At 47.7% G+C, this 18,640-nt stretch carries 14 protein-coding genes; 3 read left to right on the plus strand and 11 right to left on the minus strand.

The window, feature by feature from the left end; translation table 11 throughout:
* Positions 1–135: 135 nt before the first annotated feature.
* From SHEWMR4_RS19310 to SHEWMR4_RS19330, 5 genes are read right to left on the minus strand one after another with little or no spacing between them, the layout of a single operon-like run.
* A complete protein-coding gene (locus SHEWMR4_RS19310; protein WP_011624421.1) occupies positions 136–2,190 on the minus strand; it encodes a type IV pilus secretin PilQ in 2,055 nt (684 codons plus the stop codon).
* Between the two features lie 21 nt (positions 2,191–2,211).
* A complete protein-coding gene (locus tag SHEWMR4_RS19315) occupies positions 2,212–2,727 on the minus strand; it encodes a pilus assembly protein PilP (RefSeq protein WP_011624422.1) in 516 nt (171 codons plus the stop codon).
* Positions 2,727–3,353, minus strand: a complete 627-nt coding sequence (locus SHEWMR4_RS19320; protein ID WP_011624423.1) for a type 4a pilus biogenesis protein PilO — start codon at positions 3,351–3,353, stop codon at positions 2,727–2,729. Before SHEWMR4_RS19320 ends, SHEWMR4_RS19315 begins: the two co-directional genes overlap by 1 nt.
* Positions 3,350–3,934: a PilN domain-containing protein gene (locus tag SHEWMR4_RS19325; RefSeq protein WP_011624424.1), complete on the minus strand. Its 585-nt coding sequence runs from the start codon at positions 3,932–3,934 to the stop codon at positions 3,350–3,352. The genes SHEWMR4_RS19320 and SHEWMR4_RS19325 overlap by 4 nt, the downstream gene beginning before the upstream one ends.
* Entirely contained in the window at positions 3,922–5,001 is a 1,080-nt protein-coding gene (locus tag SHEWMR4_RS19330; RefSeq protein WP_011624425.1) for a pilus assembly protein PilM, read from the minus strand. The genes SHEWMR4_RS19325 and SHEWMR4_RS19330 overlap by 13 nt, the downstream gene beginning before the upstream one ends.
* A 191-nt stretch (positions 5,002–5,192) precedes the next feature.
* On the opposite strand from SHEWMR4_RS19330, the gene SHEWMR4_RS19335 reads away from it, so the two are divergent.
* A complete protein-coding gene (locus tag SHEWMR4_RS19335) occupies positions 5,193–7,712 on the plus strand; it encodes a penicillin-binding protein 1A (RefSeq protein ID WP_011624426.1) in 2,520 nt (839 codons plus the stop codon).
* A 60-nt stretch (positions 7,713–7,772) separates the two neighbouring features.
* Here the strand turns inward: SHEWMR4_RS19335 and argH are convergent, their stop codons facing one another.
* From argH to argC, 5 genes are all read right to left on the minus strand, one after another.
* A complete protein-coding gene (argH, locus tag SHEWMR4_RS19340; protein WP_011624427.1) occupies positions 7,773–9,140 on the minus strand; it encodes an argininosuccinate lyase in 1,368 nt (455 codons plus the stop codon).
* Positions 9,141–9,223: 83 nt separating this feature from the next.
* Positions 9,224–10,447, minus strand: coding sequence for an argininosuccinate synthase (locus SHEWMR4_RS19345; protein ID WP_011624428.1), 1,224 nt, complete (start codon positions 10,445–10,447; stop codon positions 9,224–9,226).
* Between the two features lie 60 nt (positions 10,448–10,507).
* Positions 10,508–11,413: an ornithine carbamoyltransferase gene (locus SHEWMR4_RS19350; protein ID WP_011624429.1), complete on the minus strand. Its 906-nt coding sequence runs from the start codon at positions 11,411–11,413 to the stop codon at positions 10,508–10,510.
* Between the two features lie 12 nt (positions 11,414–11,425).
* On the minus strand, positions 11,426–12,208 hold the full coding sequence (gene argB / locus SHEWMR4_RS19355; RefSeq protein ID WP_011624430.1) for an acetylglutamate kinase: 783 nt from the start codon (positions 12,206–12,208) through the stop codon (positions 11,426–11,428).
* Between the two features lie 31 nt (positions 12,209–12,239).
* Positions 12,240–13,220 (minus strand): N-acetyl-gamma-glutamyl-phosphate reductase, encoded by a 981-nt coding sequence (argC, locus tag SHEWMR4_RS19360; protein WP_011624431.1) that lies wholly within the window; start codon positions 13,218–13,220, stop codon positions 12,240–12,242.
* 665 nt (positions 13,221–13,885) lie between these two features.
* Here argC and ppc point away from each other — a divergent pair.
* Both ppc and SHEWMR4_RS19370 read left to right on the plus strand, forming a co-directional pair.
* Positions 13,886–16,555, plus strand: a complete 2,670-nt coding sequence (ppc, locus tag SHEWMR4_RS19365; protein ID WP_011624432.1) for a phosphoenolpyruvate carboxylase — start codon at positions 13,886–13,888, stop codon at positions 16,553–16,555.
* A complete protein-coding gene (locus tag SHEWMR4_RS19370) occupies positions 16,555–17,100 on the plus strand; it encodes a DUF1439 domain-containing protein (RefSeq protein WP_011624433.1) in 546 nt (181 codons plus the stop codon). The genes ppc and SHEWMR4_RS19370 overlap by 1 nt, the downstream gene beginning before the upstream one ends.
* A gap of 98 nt (positions 17,101–17,198) precedes the next feature.
* Here SHEWMR4_RS19370 and SHEWMR4_RS19375 read toward each other — a convergent pair whose 3' ends face one another.
* Entirely contained in the window at positions 17,199–18,473 is a 1,275-nt protein-coding gene (locus tag SHEWMR4_RS19375) for a CinA family nicotinamide mononucleotide deamidase-related protein (protein WP_041408918.1), read from the minus strand.
* Positions 18,474–18,640 lie beyond the last annotated feature (167 nt).

Raw genomic sequence — 18,640 nt, forward strand, 5'->3', positions numbered from 1 at the left:
TGAGACTTGACCGAGGATTATCTCAGTTTCATGTCTAGTCTGGCAAGTGATGCACGCTATTTATGATAAGAATTGTATTTCAGACACAATAAAGCCAGCAAGGAATGCTGGCTTTATTCGACTCGTAACAAACGATTAGAGCTTCTCGTTCACAATTTTAGGCGTCACGAAAATCAACAGCTCTTGGCGCTCATTCTTGTCGGTAGTGTTACGGAATAAGAAGCCAACTAAAGGAATGTCACCCAAGATAGGCACCTTGCTCACGCGGCTGATTAAATTCTGCTGATAAATACCACCGAGCACAATGGTTTCTCCATTATCCACTAACACTTGCGTACCAATACGTTGAGTATCGATAGCGACTGCCGGACCTGTGGGAGTATCCACCGTTTTACCCTGAGAGTCTTGAGTGATTTCAAGATCCAGAATCACGCGGTTATCAGGAGTAATTTGTGGTGTCACTCTTAATGACAATACCGCCTTCTTAAAGGTCACCGACGTCGCGCCGCTCGAAGTGGATTGCACATAAGGGATTTCCACACCCTGCTCGATATACGCCGCTTTTTGGTTAGAGGTGGTAATGCGAGGGCTCGCGATAATCTCACCTTTGTTTTCCTGCTCAAGCGCACTCAGCTCTAAATCTAAGATGGTGCCATCGGCAAGCTTTGCCACATGGAAAGCAATGCTGGTAGGGTTTGTCACCGCCGCAGGTAAATTCACGTTCAAACGGTTATCCAGTGTTGGCACAGTACCATTGGCAATGCTGCCTGCGCCTTCAAGGGTTCCTGACGTCCCTTTGCTACCCTGCTGATCAGTCACGCCCCAACGGATACCTAAATCTTCAGACACGTCGTCTTTTACCGTGACCATGCGAGATTCAATCAACACTTGGCGGATAGGAATATCGAGCACTTCAACCAAACGATGGATATTCTCGATGATTTCAGCAGTATCTTTCACTAACACTGTGTTGGTACGCTCATCGACAGCCACTGAACCGCGAGGAGACAATAAACTCGAATCAGCACCTTTTAATAGCTCTGCTATGTCGGTCGCCTTGGCATAGTTAATCTGAAGATATTCAGAATAGAGTGGTGCCAGCTCTTTAACTTCTTGTTTATTTTTAAGGTTTTGACTTTCACGAATCGCCAGCTCTTCACTTGGCGCCACCATAAGAATATTGCCTTCGATACGCTTATCGAGCCCTTTGGTTTGCAGAATCAAATCCAATGCTTGGTCCCAAGGCACATCATCGAGTCTTAAGGTGATATCACCTTCAACTGTGTCGCTCGTGACTAAGTTGAAGTTGTTATAATCGGCAATAATCTGCAATACGGTACGTACTGAAATATTCTGGAAATTTAACGAAAGGGTTTTACCGTTATATTTCTTTACCTCTTTTGTCGCCGCGGCACGCTCTACCTTGTTGATTGAGAGCCTAAAGAGATTATCTTCCTGTTTGTAATTGAACTCATAATTACCCGAGACATCGACTAAAATCCGGGTCGTTAAATCGTCCTTAAAGGTTTCAAAATGCTTTACCGGTGTGGAGAAATCCTGCACATCCATCACATATAACAAGTCGCTGTTAATATCTGTGTTGTAAAGCTGAACTTCAAGCTTGGCGCCAATCTGTTCAACGTTTGCAGCAACCGAGCGATTATTTAAATAGACTAATAAATCACCACCACCATTAGCGTTGCGACGAAAATCGATATTTTTAACGCTATTAACGAAAGGATTATTACCGGCTTGACTGCCTGCAACTTCATCGTTAATCGTTAGACGGTAGGAATTACCAACTACGCTACCTTGATAGGGTTTAACCTTAGATAACCCCAAGGTCACCATTAAATTAGCGTCTTGCTGGGTCGTCACTATATCCTTCACGCCGACTTGATTGATCGGGAGACGATCTTTAGAAAGACCCGAAATACTGTCATCGAAGGTTAATACCAACTGGGCAGGAGCAGCATTAGAGTCAATTTTGGGTGCGCTAATAGCGTCCTCAAACACTAATTCGACTTCTAATTGATGATCGACCAAAGCATGGTATTTGACATCCATCAATCTATTTGCCGCAAAACTCGATGGCAAAAATCCAAATACTAATGCGATCCCAATAACAGACTTAGCTAAGCCTGAAGATAAAAACGATAACGGGATTTTTATCGCGGCAGAAGATTTCATTATTCCCTCATCCTTCGCTTGTTATTTTCCAGAAAGTTCAATGTTGTTTGTGCGCTCAGCCCAACAACCTGAACCATCGGGAATTAATTCTACAACTTCCACATTTTGAGAAGTCACTTTAGCTATATGTCCATTAAACAACCCAAGATACTCACCCACGCCCATCCGATATACACTGCCATCATTGGTTTCAATAAGTGCCCAAATCACATTACCTTCGCTCAAGGTGCCGCGCATTTTAAGATTGTCTAAAGCATAGGTTTCTAAACGGCCCTTACGACGTTTCAAATCCGGCTGTAAGCAGTTTTTGCTGGTATCAACCACTTCTTCCGTTAGCTCCCTTGAAGGAGGGACAAAGGGACTACGCATTAATTCGGCTTGATACGCAAAATGCTCAAACTTTGGCGGTTCTTTTAAGGGTGGAATATGTGCCACATGCTGTGCCTTGGTAGTAGTAACAAATAGCTCTAAATCACTACGATCGCCAACACAACCCATTAAAAAAAGACTTAACGCTAACAGAGGTAAGAGTTTCATTATTTCTTCCCCTTGTTATTGGCAGGCTTCTCGGGCGGTAATTCAGCCCCTTCTTTAAAGCGATAGGTTTTAGCAAGAATATCCATGGCTAGATTACCGCTCTCGTCACGCTTAATGGTGAAATCGTGCAAGCTGACGATACGAGGCAACTTAGCCACGCCACTGACCATATTGCCTATTTGATGATAGTCACCCGTGACAGACATTTTGATCGGAAACTCAATGTAGAAATCCCGCTGAATTTCAGGTTCCCAATTTAAACTCTTAATCCGTAATCCAGCGTCGGTTGCCACAAAGGTTAAGTCATCGAGCAGCCCTGGCATTTCATTTTCAGAGGGCAGCATTTTAAGTAACTCGGCAAATTGCTCCTCCATTACAGCCAACTGTTCACGGTACAATTTAAGGTTCGCGGCCAGCTGGTATTTGGTTTTAAAATCTTCTCTTAGCTGCTCTTCCTTTCTTTGCTCAGCGTTATAAACATCGATGGCATCAGAAACTACCAAAAAATAACCCGCGGCAAACACGCAGAGTGCTAATAAAACGGCGAAGAAAACTTTGACTTGATTTGGCCAACCGCCGATATTCTCAAAATCGATATCATTAAACTGACTTAGATCGAGTTTCATTTACTCGCTCCTTTTGCCGTTTTAATAGGCTCATCAGCCATGGCACCTTTAATGCTCACCCTTAAGCTAAAGCGTTGCAGCTGTCTTAGCTCATCATCTTGAGTCACGATAGATTGCATATTCGGATCGGTTAACCACTCAGATGCCTTAACCTTACGCATCATATTCGCCACGTTGTTATTCGATTCACTTCGTCCTTCTATCAGCAATAAACTGCCTTTTTTCTCTAGGCTCGATAGATATATTCCGGGGGGAACAATACGCACCAGCTCATCTAATACGTGTGTCGGTAAATTACGGGATTGCTGAAGGTTCAAAATGATCTCGGTACGACGCTCAATATCTTTCTTACGCTCGGTGATCTTTTTAATCTCGGCGATTTGCGCATCGAGTTGTTGAATTTCGGACTGTAAATAAGCATTCCGTCCGCGCTGTTCATCGGTCATCATGTCGAGTAAAGACAAGGCTACATAGACTAAAACTGCTGAGCCTAAAAATACCGCCGCTAATATTCCAATATAATCGCGCTTCTGCTTTTCTCTTGCTTCCTCACGCCAAGGAAGCAGGTTTATGTTCGCCATTGACCGTAGCTCCTCAGCGCTAAGCCACATGCAACCATATATTTGCTAATGCTAGGTTGCAGTATATTTTTAACGGATTCATCCGCGTGCAGGCATCCTTGGAAGGGATCGGCAATTATGGTGTGAACACCTAACTCATTCGTTAATAAGTTAGCCATGCCTTCCAGTTTAGATGTTCCACCGCATAATACGAGATAATCGACTTTATCTTTACCACTCGAAGTACAATAAATTTGCAACGTCCGCTTAATTTGTTGCAGCAATTGGGTCTGAAAGGGAGATAACACTTCAAACATATAATTACGCGGCAAATCGCCTTCTATTTTGGCTTTTTCTGCCTGCTCGTAAGACATGCCATAAAAAGACAGAATCGACTGAGTAAATAACTCACCGCCAAAGGCTTGCTCACGGATAAAGGTTGTTTCGCCCGACTCCACGACAGAGAAGGTCGTCATATTGGCACCAATATCGACCATGGCCACCGCCTTCTGCCGAGCGCCTTCGGGTAACTGACCTAGCACCAACTCGACGGCTCGCCCTAAGGCATACCCTTCGACATCAACGACTTTGGTTTCGAGTTCGACTTCATCGAGCGCATCGACTCTGGCATCAATATTATCAGTGCGGCACGCACTCAGTAGCACATCAACCTTAGAAGGATCGGTACTGTTAACATTTAAGGTTTCAAAATCAATGCTAACTTCATCGAGGGAGTATGGGATAAGGTTATCGGCTTCAATCTCAATTTGTGCCTCCATTTCCTCCTCGCTCAGCGAGGCATCCATGTAGATGACCTTAGTCATCACCGCAGAACCAGAGACCGCAACCGCTGCATATTTAACCGACTTTGGCAAAATACGCTTGACCTGTTTGAGACATTCAACAACGGCATCGGCATCACGAATATCATGATCGTTAATAGCCCCCTTTTTTACGGGAACCGCTGCATGACTTAGTATTTTATATCCATCAGCAGTCTTACTCAGCAGAATAGCCTTTACTTCATGGGAACCAATATCAATCCCGACCATTTGCGGAGCCTGACGCTTCCATAAATTTGAAAGCATAGTCCGTTGTCACTTTATTATTTGTATTCAGTAGTAAAAGAGATTAGCACAAAATCAACCCGTTATACGTATTTGTATAGAATGTTTCAAGATTTTACAAACGCTATTTTAGGGACATCACGTTTTTGCTTCACCCAAACGTGTGCGCCTTATATACTGTCGCACTTAACTGAACATTAGGATCAATTTAGGTGAAGTGGTTAAAACGTATTGTTATAGCCCTATTCAGTCTAGCCCTTTTGGGCGTGGGCGCCATTGTTGCAGCATACTTTTATGTTTTGCCGGATCTGCCGGATGTATCGACACTAAAAAATGTGCAATTACAAACACCTTTGCGCATTTACAGTAGCGATGGCAAGCTCATCTCTCAGTTTGGTGAGAAGCGTCGCATTCCGCTGAAACTCGAAGAAGTGCCTAAAACGCTGCTCCAAGCCTTCCTCGCCACCGAGGATGCACGCTTTTATGAGCACGGCGGTATCGATCCTGTTGGGGTGATGCGTGCCGCAATCGTCATGCTCACCACGGGTGAAAAGAAACAAGGCGCGAGTACTATCACCATGCAGGTGGCGCGTAACTTCTTCCTGACCCGCGACAAGACCATTATTCGTAAAGTGAAGGAAATTTTTATTTCCTACCACATCGAGCAATTGTTAACTAAAGATGAGATTTTAGAACTCTACGTTAACCGTATTTATTTAGGTCAGAGAGCCTATGGTGTCGGCGCGGCTGCTCAAGTGTATTTTGGTAAAAACGTTCAAGATCTGACGCTTTCCGAAATGAGTATGATCGCGGGTCTCCCTAAAGCACCGTCGACTCTAAACCCTATTACCTCCCCTTCACGCGCACTTGCACGCCGCAACGTGGTATTGATGCGAATGAACGAAGTGGGCTACATCAGCAAGGCTGAATACCAAGCTGCTGTGCAAGAGCCGCTCGTCGCCAAATACCATGGTGCTGAAATCGACCTTTACGCCCCTTATATCTCTGAAATGGCTCGAGATTACATGGTGCAAAAATACGGTGAAGAAGAGGCCTACACGAACGGCTATAACGTCTACACCACGATTTCATCAGAGCAGCAACTGCTAGCACAGCAAGCATTACGCAATAACGTCTATGCCTATGATGAGCGCCACGGTTACCGTGGTCCTGCGGCAGTTTTATGGACCGACACTAAGCCAGACGATGCACAAATCAAAGCCGAGCTCGCTAAAATTACGCCTGTACAAGAGTTGCAACCCGCTGCGGTATTAAGCATCGATGGACAGCAAGCCAGTGTGTTAACCGCCAAGGGCGAAACCAAAGTCATCAAATGGGATGGCCTAAAATGGGCGCGTAAATTTATCACCGATAAACGCCAAGGCTCGGTGCCAAAATCGGCCTCGGATATGCTGAAAGTCGGTGAACGTATTTGGATCCGCGACAATGGCCAGTATCTACAATTATCGCAAGTGCCAGAAGTGGCCAGTGCCACTGTTGCACTCGATCCTACAAATGGTGCTATCCGAACCTTAGTGGGTGGCTACAGCTTTAGCCAAAGCCAGTACAACCGTGTAACTCAAGCGAAACGTCAATTAGGTTCGAATATTAAACCTTTCATCTATGCTGCGGCATTAGAGAAAGGCTTTACCCTCGCGACTCTGATTAACAACGCGCCGATTAACAAACCCGATATTAGCCAAGGTACTGCGTGGCGCCCTAAAAACTCGCCCGATATCTATGGCGGCCCAACACGCCTGCGTGTGGGGTTAGCGCAATCGATCAACGTAATGTCTGTTCGCGCTATGCGCCATATTGGTTTAGATGCGGCCATCGCCGAGCTGACTAAGTTTGGATTCGATCCTAACGACTTACCTCGTAACGAGTCGTTAGCCTTAGGTTCTCCTTCGGTCACCCCACTGCAAGTGGCAACCGCTTTCAACGTGTTCGCAAATGGTGGTTTCTTAGTTGAACCTTTCTATATCGAACGAGTAGAAGACTCCTTCGGTAATGTGATTGAGAAGGCCAATCCGACCTTGGCCTGTAAGCCTAACAACAGCTCCGTACAGCCTAGCAGCGATCCAATGAGTTTTGGTGAGCCCGCAGCTCAAACCGATGAGCCTGTGGCCTATTGCTTCGAACAAACTGGCCGTTATGCTCCGCAAATTATCTCTGAACAAACGGCATTCCTGATCACCGAAGCGCTGAAGAGCGTGATCTGGGGTGGCGGCGATTGGAGTAAAGGCACTGGCTGGCAGGGTACGGCTTGGCGTGCGGCGCAGTTAATCAAACGCCATGATATTGCGGGTAAAACCGGTACAACAAACGAGTCTCGCGATACCTGGTTCAGTGGTTTTGGCCCAACACTCACCAGCACCTTCTGGGTAGGGTTTGACGACCATGGTCGCCAATTAGGCAGAACCGCATGGAACCCGAATGGTGAGAAGGATCAGATCACAGGCACAGAGGCAGGCGCTAAGACCGCAGGCCCTGGCTGGAACGAGTTTATGAATAACGTGCTGAAGGGCGTACCTGAAACCACAGCGATCCCACCCGAAGGGATTGTCTCGGTGCGGATCGATCTGGCGACCGGCAAACTGACTCGTAAGACAGACTACACTAGCGCATTTGAATACTTTATCTCGGGCACTGAACCTAAGGAATACATCAGTGAAAGCCAAGATGAAAACAACCTATTCATCGATGCGCCGACAGACGATTTATTCCAATAGGGATAAATAACCATAAAAAACGCGACTCTTGAGTCGCGTTTTTATTTCTCAATTAAGGCATTAGCCCGCGTTCTTCGCCGCAATCGCTTGTTTAACCTGAGCCAGCGCAGTGCCGCCAAGGACATCACGTTTTGCCAAACAAGCTTCAATGGTGAGGTTGGGATACACATCATCTTCAATGATATCGGCGAACGTTTTAAACTCGGCCAGCGTAAAACCTTCTAATGGGATCTTCTTGGCAATAGCAGCAACGACAGCCACGCCGACCACATGGTGCGCTTCGCGGAACGGCATGCCTTTAGACACCAGATAATCCGCTAATTCGGTCGCGTTGGCATAACCTTGCTGCGCAGCTAACAGCGCATTCGGGCGGTTAACGACTAAGCCAGATAACACTAATGCCGCCATATCTAAGCAGATTGCCCAGCTGTCGACCACATCGAACAGGCCTTCTTTGTCTTCCTGCATGTCTTTATTGTAGGCCAGAGGCAGGGCTTTCATAGTGGTGAGAATGCCCACTAAGCTGCCATAAACACGGCCCGTTTTACCGCGAATAAGCTCCAGCGCATCGGGGTTTTTCTTTTGTGGCATTAACGATGACCCCGAGGTCACTTCATCACTTAATGAGATAAAGCCCGCTTCACCCGAGTTGAAGAAAATCAAATCTTCGGCCATACGGCTTAAGTGCATCATGCTGATTGACGCCGTTGAACACAGCTCAACTACATGGTCGCGGTCCGACACACTGTCCAAACTGTTTAAGGTTGGCGATGCAAAGTTCAGTGCCGCAGCCAGCGCATGTCTATCCATTTGATAGGCTGTGCCCGCCAAGGCGCCCGAACCGAGCGGGCAGGTATTGGCGCGCTTTAAGGCATCGGTTAAGCGGCTAAGATCACGCTCAATCATCTCCACATAAGCTAAGCACCAGTGGCCAAACGTGACTGGTTGTGCACGTTGCAAATGAGTATAACCCGGCATAACAGCGTCGAATTCACGCTCAGCAAGCGCGATAAGTTCGCTGCGTAAGGTTTGCAGGCGAGCCACTAATGCCGCACCTTCGGATTGGCACCAGAGTTTTAAATCGGTAGCGACTTGGTCGTTACGGCTACGGCCCGTATGGAGTTTTTTACCCAGATCGCCGACTTTAGCGATCAACGCCGACTCCACGAAGCTGTGAATATCTTCCGCGCCCGATGCGAGAATAATCGCAGGATCGCCCTTCACTTCCACCAGCAGCTCGTTCAGTGCTTTCTTCAAATCGCTGCATTCAGTGGCAGTGATAATGCCGACACTAGCAATCGCATCGGCCCAAGCGATAGAGCCGACCACATCCTGCTCAAATAAACGGTAATCCACAGGCAGTGAATCGTTGAATAATTTAAATAGCGCGCTGGTTTCGCCCTGAAATCTTCCACCCCATAAAGCCATGCTCAATCCCCTCGGTCACTGCTTTGAATACGTTAAAACTTAAGATATAAAAAAGGGCGCTAGGCGCCCTTTGAGTCAGCCTATTACTTAGCATTGAGCGCGCGAATGCGGCTTGCTAACGAGTACAGACGGATAAAGCCTTCAGCGTGTTTCTGGTCATACACTTGATCTTCACCGAAGGTGGCAAATGCTTCTGAGTACAAGCTGTTTGGCGAACGCTTCTTAACGGCAATCGCGTGACCTTTGTAGAGTTTAACCACAACTTCACCGTTAACAGACTCGGCTAATGACTCAGATGCCGCCAGCAGCGACTTACACAGAGGTGTAAACCAACGACCGTCGTACACTAAGTGCGCCATTTGGGCACCCACTTGCTCGCGCCAAGTACGGCTGGTTTTATCCAGTACTAACTCTTCAATCGCGCGCAGCGCAGCAAACATCACAGTGCCGCCTGGAGTTTCGTAACAACCACGAGACTTCATGCCCACTAAACGGTTTTCGGTGATATCGATACGACCCACGCCATGTGGTGCAGCGATGGCATTCAGCTTCATCAGTGCAGCGTAAGGTGTTAATGCTTCACCGTTTACTTTGGTCACACGGCCATGTTCGACTTCGAGTGACACATATTCTGCTTGGTTTGGCGCATCTTCTGGATCGGCAGTCAGCGTCCACACACCTTTGCTTGGCTCGTTCCATGGATCTTCCAACTCGCCACCTTCGTGGGAAATGTGGAATGCGTTGGCATCACGGCTGTAGATCTTAGTCGCAGAAGCCGACGTCTTGATATTACGCTCAGCTAAGTAAGCCAGCAGATCTTCACGGCTCTGCATGGTCCATTCACGCCATGGTGCAATCACTTTTAAATCAGGCGCTAATGCCGCAAAGCAACCTTCGAAACGCACTTGGTCGTTACCCTTACCGGTACAACCGTGGCACAGAGCATCGGCACCCACTTTACGTGCTACTTCAACCTGCGCCTTTGCGATGATTGGACGCGCCATTGAAGTACCTAACAAGTAAGTACCTTCGTAGATAGCACCCGTTGCCATGGTTGGGTAGATGTAATCTTTAACGAATTCTTCTTTCAGATCGACGATATGACATTCCGATGCGCCAGAAGCTAATGCCTTTTCAGTCAGACCCACTAATTCTTCTTCACCCTGACCTACGTCAGCGCAAAAAGCGATGATCTCACAGTTGTCGTAGGTTTCTTTTAACCATGGAATAATGGCCGAAGTATCTAGACCACCCGAATAGGCTAAAACGACTTTTTTCACGCCAGTGTTTTTGTTCTCGATAGACATCTTAAATTCCTATAACTCGTTTCTCACCTTGGAGAAAGTAGGCTGCTAAACAGGGTTAAATTAACTAAATAGGGTTACCAGTACTGCGTTTTGGGCGTGCATCCGATTCTCTGCTTGTTGCAGGATCAAAGAGCCTTCGCCATCCATCACTTCATCGGTCACTTCAACACCGCGGTGAGCGGGTAAGCAGTGCATAAAGAAGTGAGCACCCGCTTTCGCCATCAAGCCCTTATTGACCTGATAAGGTGCAAACTTATCCTTAATTTCCGCTAACGGTGTTGGATCACCCATGGAAATCCAGGTATCAGTATAGATAGCATCGTGACCTTCGATAGCACCAATATCTGAAGTCAGTACAACTTTGCCGCCATATCGGCTGGCAAGTTCTTGTACTTCGGCCACGACGTAGCCATCAGGAAAGTGACCCGCTGGGCAGATCACTGTCATGGTGGCACCGAGAATGGCCGCGCAATACATCAATGAATTCGTCACGTTATTACCGTCACCTACGTACGCTAACTTGACATCACTGATATTTTCAAAATGCTCGGCCAAAGTTAAGAAATCGGCCAGCGCTTGGCAAGGATGATATAAATCCGAAAGCGCATTAATCACAGGCACAGTGCCAAACTCGGCCAATTGTTCGATGGTCTTGTGGGAGAACGTTCTCGCCACAATAGCATCGGCCCAACAGGACAGGTTAGAAGCAAAGTCAGCGACCGATTCCCGCTTACCTAAGGCACCATTTTGTTGGTCTAGGTATAAACAGTGGCCGCCGAGCTTGTTAATACCGATATCGAAGCTAACACGAGTACGCAGGGATGGCTTTTCAAATAACATCACCACACTCTTACCGTCCAGCGCATGACGATACTCAGCGGGATTCGCTTTAATCGTCTTGGCTAAGGTAATCAGATCCAGCAACTGTTGCTGGGTTAACTCTTTTATCGATAGTAAATGCTTCATAACCTACTCCGCTTATGGTTGGATTTGTGTGCCCACGGCCTCACCTTTTGCTAATGCGACTAATTGGCTTGCATCACGCCATGAGGCAACTTGAACCGCCTGCCCCATCCACTGCGCCACTTCGAGCGCAGCTTCTACTTTGACTTTCATTCCCTTTTCGATCACGCCTTGCTTCACCAACTCGGCAATCTGCTTACCATTCAGCGAAGGGATTAATTGACCTTTACCATCGAGCACGCCAGACACATCCGATAGCAGCACCAACTTGCCACCGACCAACTTAGCTAATACCGTCGCCGCTTGGTCGGCGTTCACGTTCAGCATTTGACCATCGTCCATCATGGCAATTGAGCTACAAATCGGCATCCAACCTTGGGACAGAATAAACTTGAGGTAAGTGGCGTCTTTAGGAGAAACCTCGCCCACTAACCCTAAACGCTCATCTTTGATCTTGGCCGATACTGTGTTGCCATCGGCTAAGCTCATGCCCACACTCACAATCCCAGCCTTTGTCGCCGCGCCTTGGAGGATCTTGTTTGATGTTCCGGCCAGTGCACCGGCAATGATCGGCATTTGCTCCGGCGGGGTCACCCGCAGGCCTTCTAACTTGACGGTTTCCATGCCGTTTGCGGCTAATTGCTCATCGACCAAACAGCCGCCGCCATGCACCATCAGCACTTGCTGACCATCAGCGATCATTGCTGCCGCGGTATCCATTAAACGCGCCATCCCCATTTCACACTGCAGCAGGGCGCCGCCGACTTTAAGAACTAATACTGAGTTGTTGGTAGACATCTTGACGACTCTCTTAAATAAGGATGAACGGTTAAAGGTTAAAGTGAATCTTTATGCATTGCAGGGCTTGGCTCGCCGCGCCTTTCATCAAATTGTCGATGGCACTGGCAACCACTAAGTAGCCACTGTTCTCATCAAACTTCCAACCTAAGTGGCAATTCGGAGTCAGCACCACATCATCCACTTTCGGGAACTGGTTCTGTTTCACTGTCACCAGCGGAGCTTGGTCATACACACTGTATGCCGCAGCCACATCGGCAGTGGTAGTGCCTGGTTTTAGCTGTACCGTGATGGTCGCTAAAATGCCGCGCTTGAAGTTGCCTAGGTGCGGCGTGAAGATCACCTCTTGCCCCAGTTGAGTGGCAATTTCGGGTTGATGTCTGTGGCCTAATACGCCGTAGGGTGTGAGGCTCACTTCGCAAAAACTGGTATGCAGCTGCGCCTTACGACCCGCGCCCGTCACACCACTAACCGCATTGATCACTGGATAGGCTGACGTCAGTAAATTCTTTAATGGTTTCAATGCTGTTAATGATGCTGTTGGGTAACAACCTGGCACAGCAATCATTTTAGTCGCGGCGACTTCTTTGGCATTCCACTCGGCTAGACCATAGACGGCCTTGGCCAACACTTCAGGATATTCGTGCTCAAAACCGTACCACTTAGGGTACTGCGCCACATCGCTGAAACGATAGGCACCGCTTAAGTCAAACACGGCTAAACCTTGGTTATAGAACCACGCCGCTAAATGCAAACTCACCGAATGTTCGGTCGCTAACACCACGGCATCCGCCTCGGCGACGATCTTCGCCTTCGCTTCTTCAGTCAGTGGTGACAGAGCTAAATCAATGTGGCTGTAGACAGGGTACAAATCTGCTAAAGCTCTACCTTTATCTAAACTATTTTCAGAGACATACAGACCTTGAATCGATAATTCAGACTCCGCATGGACTAAAGCTGTTAGTTGTGCGCCTGTGTAACCACTGGCACCGATAATGGCGATGTTTTTCATATGTATTTTTATAAACCGAATCAAAGAGACTTAAAGAATAGATGAATAGCGTACACGCACCAGCGTATATCTATGATGACAAGACTATCGTCGTAGGAAATCGTAATGGGTCGTTATTTTATTCACTGACGGCTTAACGCTATACATCATGATATTTACTCTACAGGTCACAAGGGGTGACTCATCTCAACTGCTGGCTAGACTACCACAAAGATCTATTTATGCAATATATGTGAATATATATTTTTATTAAATTTTGTCTTTTATCTGCGTTCGAGCACGCTTAGCAAATAACACAATACTTCACTAACTGCTTAATAACTCAGTTATCTATGGATGAAAGACTGAAAAATCAGTCCTTTTTATTAACACCGAATACACATACCCGCAAAGCCGAAAATGATGCAGTTCATATTCACTTCCACTAAACATAATAAAATATTGCGTTAGCTCGCATTTATATTGAATATTCTTCAACAATTATCGTGATTAGTTGCATATAAGATAAGCCAGTCGTATAAGTTATAAGTTCTGCTGTTGACCATTGCCCTCAGTGGTGGGTATTGTGCTAGCGGGCTATATACCCAAGCGACCTGAAGACTCTCATCACCTAAAGGTTGTTTGGGTATATTGCGGATTTTTATATTTTTCAATTCGGAGTAACTATGGCAGGTAATGTGGCAGACAATGTGACCGACATGTATGCGTCGTTAAGATCGAACGTGAGTATGTTAGGGCAGATCTTGGGCGATACGATGCGCACCCACCTCGGCGATTCTTTCCTCGAGAAGGTTGAGCAAATTCGTAAACTCGCAAAAGATTCCCGCCGTGGCGATGAAGCAGCACGGGAGCAAATGCTAGAACTGCTGACCGCACTCCCCGATGAAGAGTTAGTGCCTTTTGCTAAAGCCTTTAACCAATTCCTCAACTTAGCAAACTTATCCGAACAATTTCATACTATTAGCCGTAACTGCGATGAGCTGGTTTGCGTACCGGATCCGGTCGAACAGTTGCTTGGCCGCATGCTTAATGGCCGTATCGATCAAACCAAAATGTTGGATTGCTTAAAAACGCTGGATATCGACTTAGTCCTCACCGCGCATCCAACGGAAATCTCTCGCCGCACACTGATCCAAAAATATGCAGCAATTGTGGATTGCCTCGCCGAGCAAGAAAACAATCAACTGTCGGACAGAGAGCGCCGCCAAATTAATCTGCGTCTGCGTCAGTTAATCGCCCAAATCTGGCACACCAATGAAATTCGCCGTGAACGCCCAACACCTGTGGACGAAGCCCGCTGGGGATTATCCACCATTGAAGAATCCCTCTGGCATGCTGTCCCCGACTTTTTAAGGCAGCTCAACGATCAAGTACAAGATCGCACAGGCCAGCAATTACCTATCGATATCGCACCGGTGCGCTTCTCAAGCTGGATGGGTGGCGATCGCGACGGCAACCCTTTTGTGACCGCTAAAGTCACCCAAGAAGTATTAGATCGTAATCGCCATGCTGCCGCCCGTTTATTCCTCAAGGATATAGTGTTGCTGGTTGGCGAGTTATCGATGGAAGAAGCCAACAGCGAACTGATGGCGTATACCAACAATAGCTGCGAACCCTATCGTTTTGTGCTGCGTTCATTAAGACAAAAACTGCGCGACACCATCGACTACTTAAACGCCCGCATCGAGGGCCATAACCCAGAAGTCGATAAATCGACGCTGATTTGGCAAGAAAGCGATCTGAAAGCGCCGCTAGAGATGCTATACAAGAGTCTATGTGATTGCGGCATGCGTTTGATTGCTAATGGTTTACTCCTCGACATTCTGCGCCGTCTCGCTTGTTTTGGCATCCATATGTTAAGGCTCGACATCCGCCAAGACGCAGGCCGCCACTGCGATGTACTTGCCGAGTTAACCCGCTATTTAGGTATGGGTGACTTTAATCATTGGGATGAAACCGAAAAACAAGCCTTCTTGCTGCGTGAACTCAGTAACCGTCGCCCGCTGATCCCAAGCAACTGGCAACCTTCTGCCGATGTGGCCGAAGTACTTAACACTTGCCGTTTAATTGCTAAACATCCGGCGAAGGCGTTGGGCTCCTATGTGATTTCCATGGCGAGCAAGCCTTCAGATGTATTAACCGTATTATTACTGCTCAAAGAAACCGGCTGCACTCATCCAATGCGCGTTGTGCCGCTTTTTGAAACCTTAAGCGACTTAAATAACGCCGCCGAGTGTATTACCGCACTGCTCGATATCGACTGGTACCGTGGTTACACCAAAGGTATGCAAGAGGTGATGATCGGTTATTCAGACTCGGCCAAAGACGCGGGTGTAATGGCGGCCGCTTGGGCGCAATATCGCGCACAGGAGCAGTTAGTCGCCGTCTGTAAACAGGCTGGCGTTAAGCTGACGCTGTTCCATGGTCGTGGTGGCAGTATTGGTCGTGGCGGCGGCCCAGCTCACAAAGCGATTCTGTCGCAACCGCTCGGCTCAGTTGATGGTCGTATTCGCGTTACCGAACAAGGTGAGATGATCCGCTTTAAGTTCGGCCTGCCTAAATTGGCGGTGCAAAGCTTAGCCCTGTACACCTCAGCGGTGTTAGAAGCGACCTTGCTTCCGCCGCCCGAGCCTAAGCAGGAATGGCGCAATTGTATGGAGCGTATTGCTGAGGAGTCAGTGAGTGCTTACCGCGGTATTGTCCGTGAAGAGCCTGATTTTGTGCCTTATTTCCGTGCAGCCACTCCAGAGGTTGAACTGGGCAAACTACCATTAGGTAGTCGCCCGGCAAAACGCCGTGTCGATGGCGGTATCGAGAGCTTACGTGCCATTCCTTGGATTTTCGCTTGGTCTCAAAACCGCTTAATGTTGCCAGCATGGCTCGGCGCTGGTGAAGCATTGCAGGCTGCCTGCCAACGTGGCGAAATGGGCTTGCTACAGGATATGGAGCGCGAATGGCCCTTCTTTAGCACGCGGATTTCCATGCTGGAAATGGTATACGCCAAGGCTGAACCTAACTTGGCGCGTTACTATGAAACCTGCTTAGTTCCGCCCAATCTTCACCACTTAGGCGAAACTTTACGCCAGCGTTTAGATCTCGGTATTAAAGTGGTGCTGGAGCTGACTAAATCGGATACCTTAATGGCGCATACACCGTGGAATCGCGAATCAGTCAAACTGCGAAATCCCTATATCGATCCATTAAACTTCCTGCAGACCGAGTTATTGGCTCGTACTCGTAAGGAAACAACCGAAGCTCCCGCTTCCGAACACGTGCAACTCGCCTTAATGCTGACGATTGCTGGTGTCGCGGCGGGCATGAGAAACACAGGTTAATGAAAAAACTCACGCTTAGCCTTTGCTTGGGATTATCTGTACTGCTTGGCGGCTGCGTCACGCAGTACAGTATCAGCGAGCATGAAATGGAGCAGTATCTCAGCAAAGAGATCCACTTTGAGGTGAAGCAAGGTAATCAACTCGTGGGCGCGCAAGTGCGCATTAACGACATCAGTGTCAGACTCGGCGAAAAGCCTGACACTATGAGCGTCAGTGCGGCCACTCAAGTGTCCATCACTAATCCTATTTTTCAGTTGAAGGCGCAGCTTTCAACCACCTTTGAGGCCAAGCCTTGGTATGACAGTGCCACCCACAGCGTCTACCTGCGCCAGCTTGAATTGGTGAAAGTAGAATCAACCCCTAAGGATATCGAGAAAGCCATCAGTAGTGCGACGCCACAGGTTATGGGCTACTTAAGGCATTTCCTCGAGAATCAGCCCGTTTATGTGCTCGATACGAAAGACAGTAATCAAGCGCTGATGGCCAAGATGACCGAGAGCATTCAAGTCGTCCCTGGCAAATTAGTCCTTAAATTCACAAAATAGCGGCTCGTGTTGCAAACCATTCTCCATAAAAAATGCTCCCTCGGGAGCATTTTTGTTAATCCAGCTAGACTGACTAAAACCCTTCAGCATCCAAAGAGCTACTTGCTGAAACGCCCTATCGATTGATAATCCACAATCACAGCTTCTGTGAGTAATTCACGTCTTAACATATCGTAGGCCACTGCCGCACTTAAGCTACGCACTAAATCCCGTGAGCGTCGCGGCAGTTTTATCATTTGGCTGTAGACGCCACTGCGAGTTGCCAAAGCAATTGCTACTGTACCGACGGGCTTCTCTTCGGTTCCGCCATCTGGTCCCGCTATTCCACTTGTCGCTAAGGCAAAATCACTGTCTAAGATAGCACGCGCGCCCTTAGCCATTTCTTCGACCGTGGGAATAGACACTGCGCCGTGATCGTCTAAGGTTGCAGGATTAACCCCTAACACTCGCACCTTAGACTCGTTACTGTAAGTCACCAGACCGTGTTGCAAATAGGAAGAGCTGCCGGGGAAATCCACTAACTGACTAGTAATCATCCCGCCCGTGCATGACTCGGCAACACTCAAGGTCAAGCCAGAATTCAGTAACTTCGCATGGATTTCCTCAGCAAGCGTCGCTTTATCTTCGGCGACAACCGCAGTACCCAGCACCATTTTAATGTGCCCTGTCACCCGCGGCAGCAAAGCAATCGCCTTCTCACCGCGGGCAAAGATCTTAATCTCAATATGCGGCATTGAGGAGCGATAACCAATGGTAATCCCCTCGGGCAACTCCAATGGCTCGATTTTGTCGGCAAGGGAAGACTCACCATGACCTATGGTCAGCAACTTCTTCAGCGCCACCTTAGCGTCGAGGCCAAACTCTTCACGGATAAAAGGAATAAATTGTTCCTTCACCATATGTTTGAGTTCAAATGGCACACCAGGGGTGAAGAATAACCAGGCTCGATTCAACTTCACTCTAAATCCACAGGCCGTACCGACGGGGTTATCCACCATCACCGCAGACTCAGGCAGCATCGCCTGCTTCAAATTACTGACTGGCATCTCACGGTTATTACGCGTAAACCAATCTTCTAAATGCTGACGCCACTCGCGATTCTCAACCAGAGACTCTCCCTTAGCCTTTGCCATTGCTTCGGCAGACATATCATCACTGGTCGGCCCCAAGCCGCCATTCACTAAAATGACATCGGCATGCAAGCTACGCTCTTGGAAAACCGCAATTAAGTCCTCGAGGCGATCACCCACAGTCACTCGTCGTTGGATCTCAATGCCATGCTCCATCATAGTGCTGGCAAACCAGGCCGCGTTAGTATCAACAATCTGACCCGACAGCACCTCTTCCCCAGTGCAAACCATCTCTAACTTCATCATAGATCCTTAGCTACCCCAATAAATTACTGCATAAGGTAAGTAACCTCTGAAGTAATAGCAAGAGTTGCCATCGGCAGGTATGGCTCAGAAACGTGAAGAAAATAAGGCTACAAGTCGCTATTTAGCGCACATTAGCGAGGGAGAGTGAAAGAGGCTGAAAATTG

The organism is Shewanella sp. MR-4 (genome assembly GCF_000014685.1).
In the GTDB taxonomy this organism is placed as follows: domain Bacteria; phylum Pseudomonadota; class Gammaproteobacteria; order Enterobacterales; family Shewanellaceae; genus Shewanella.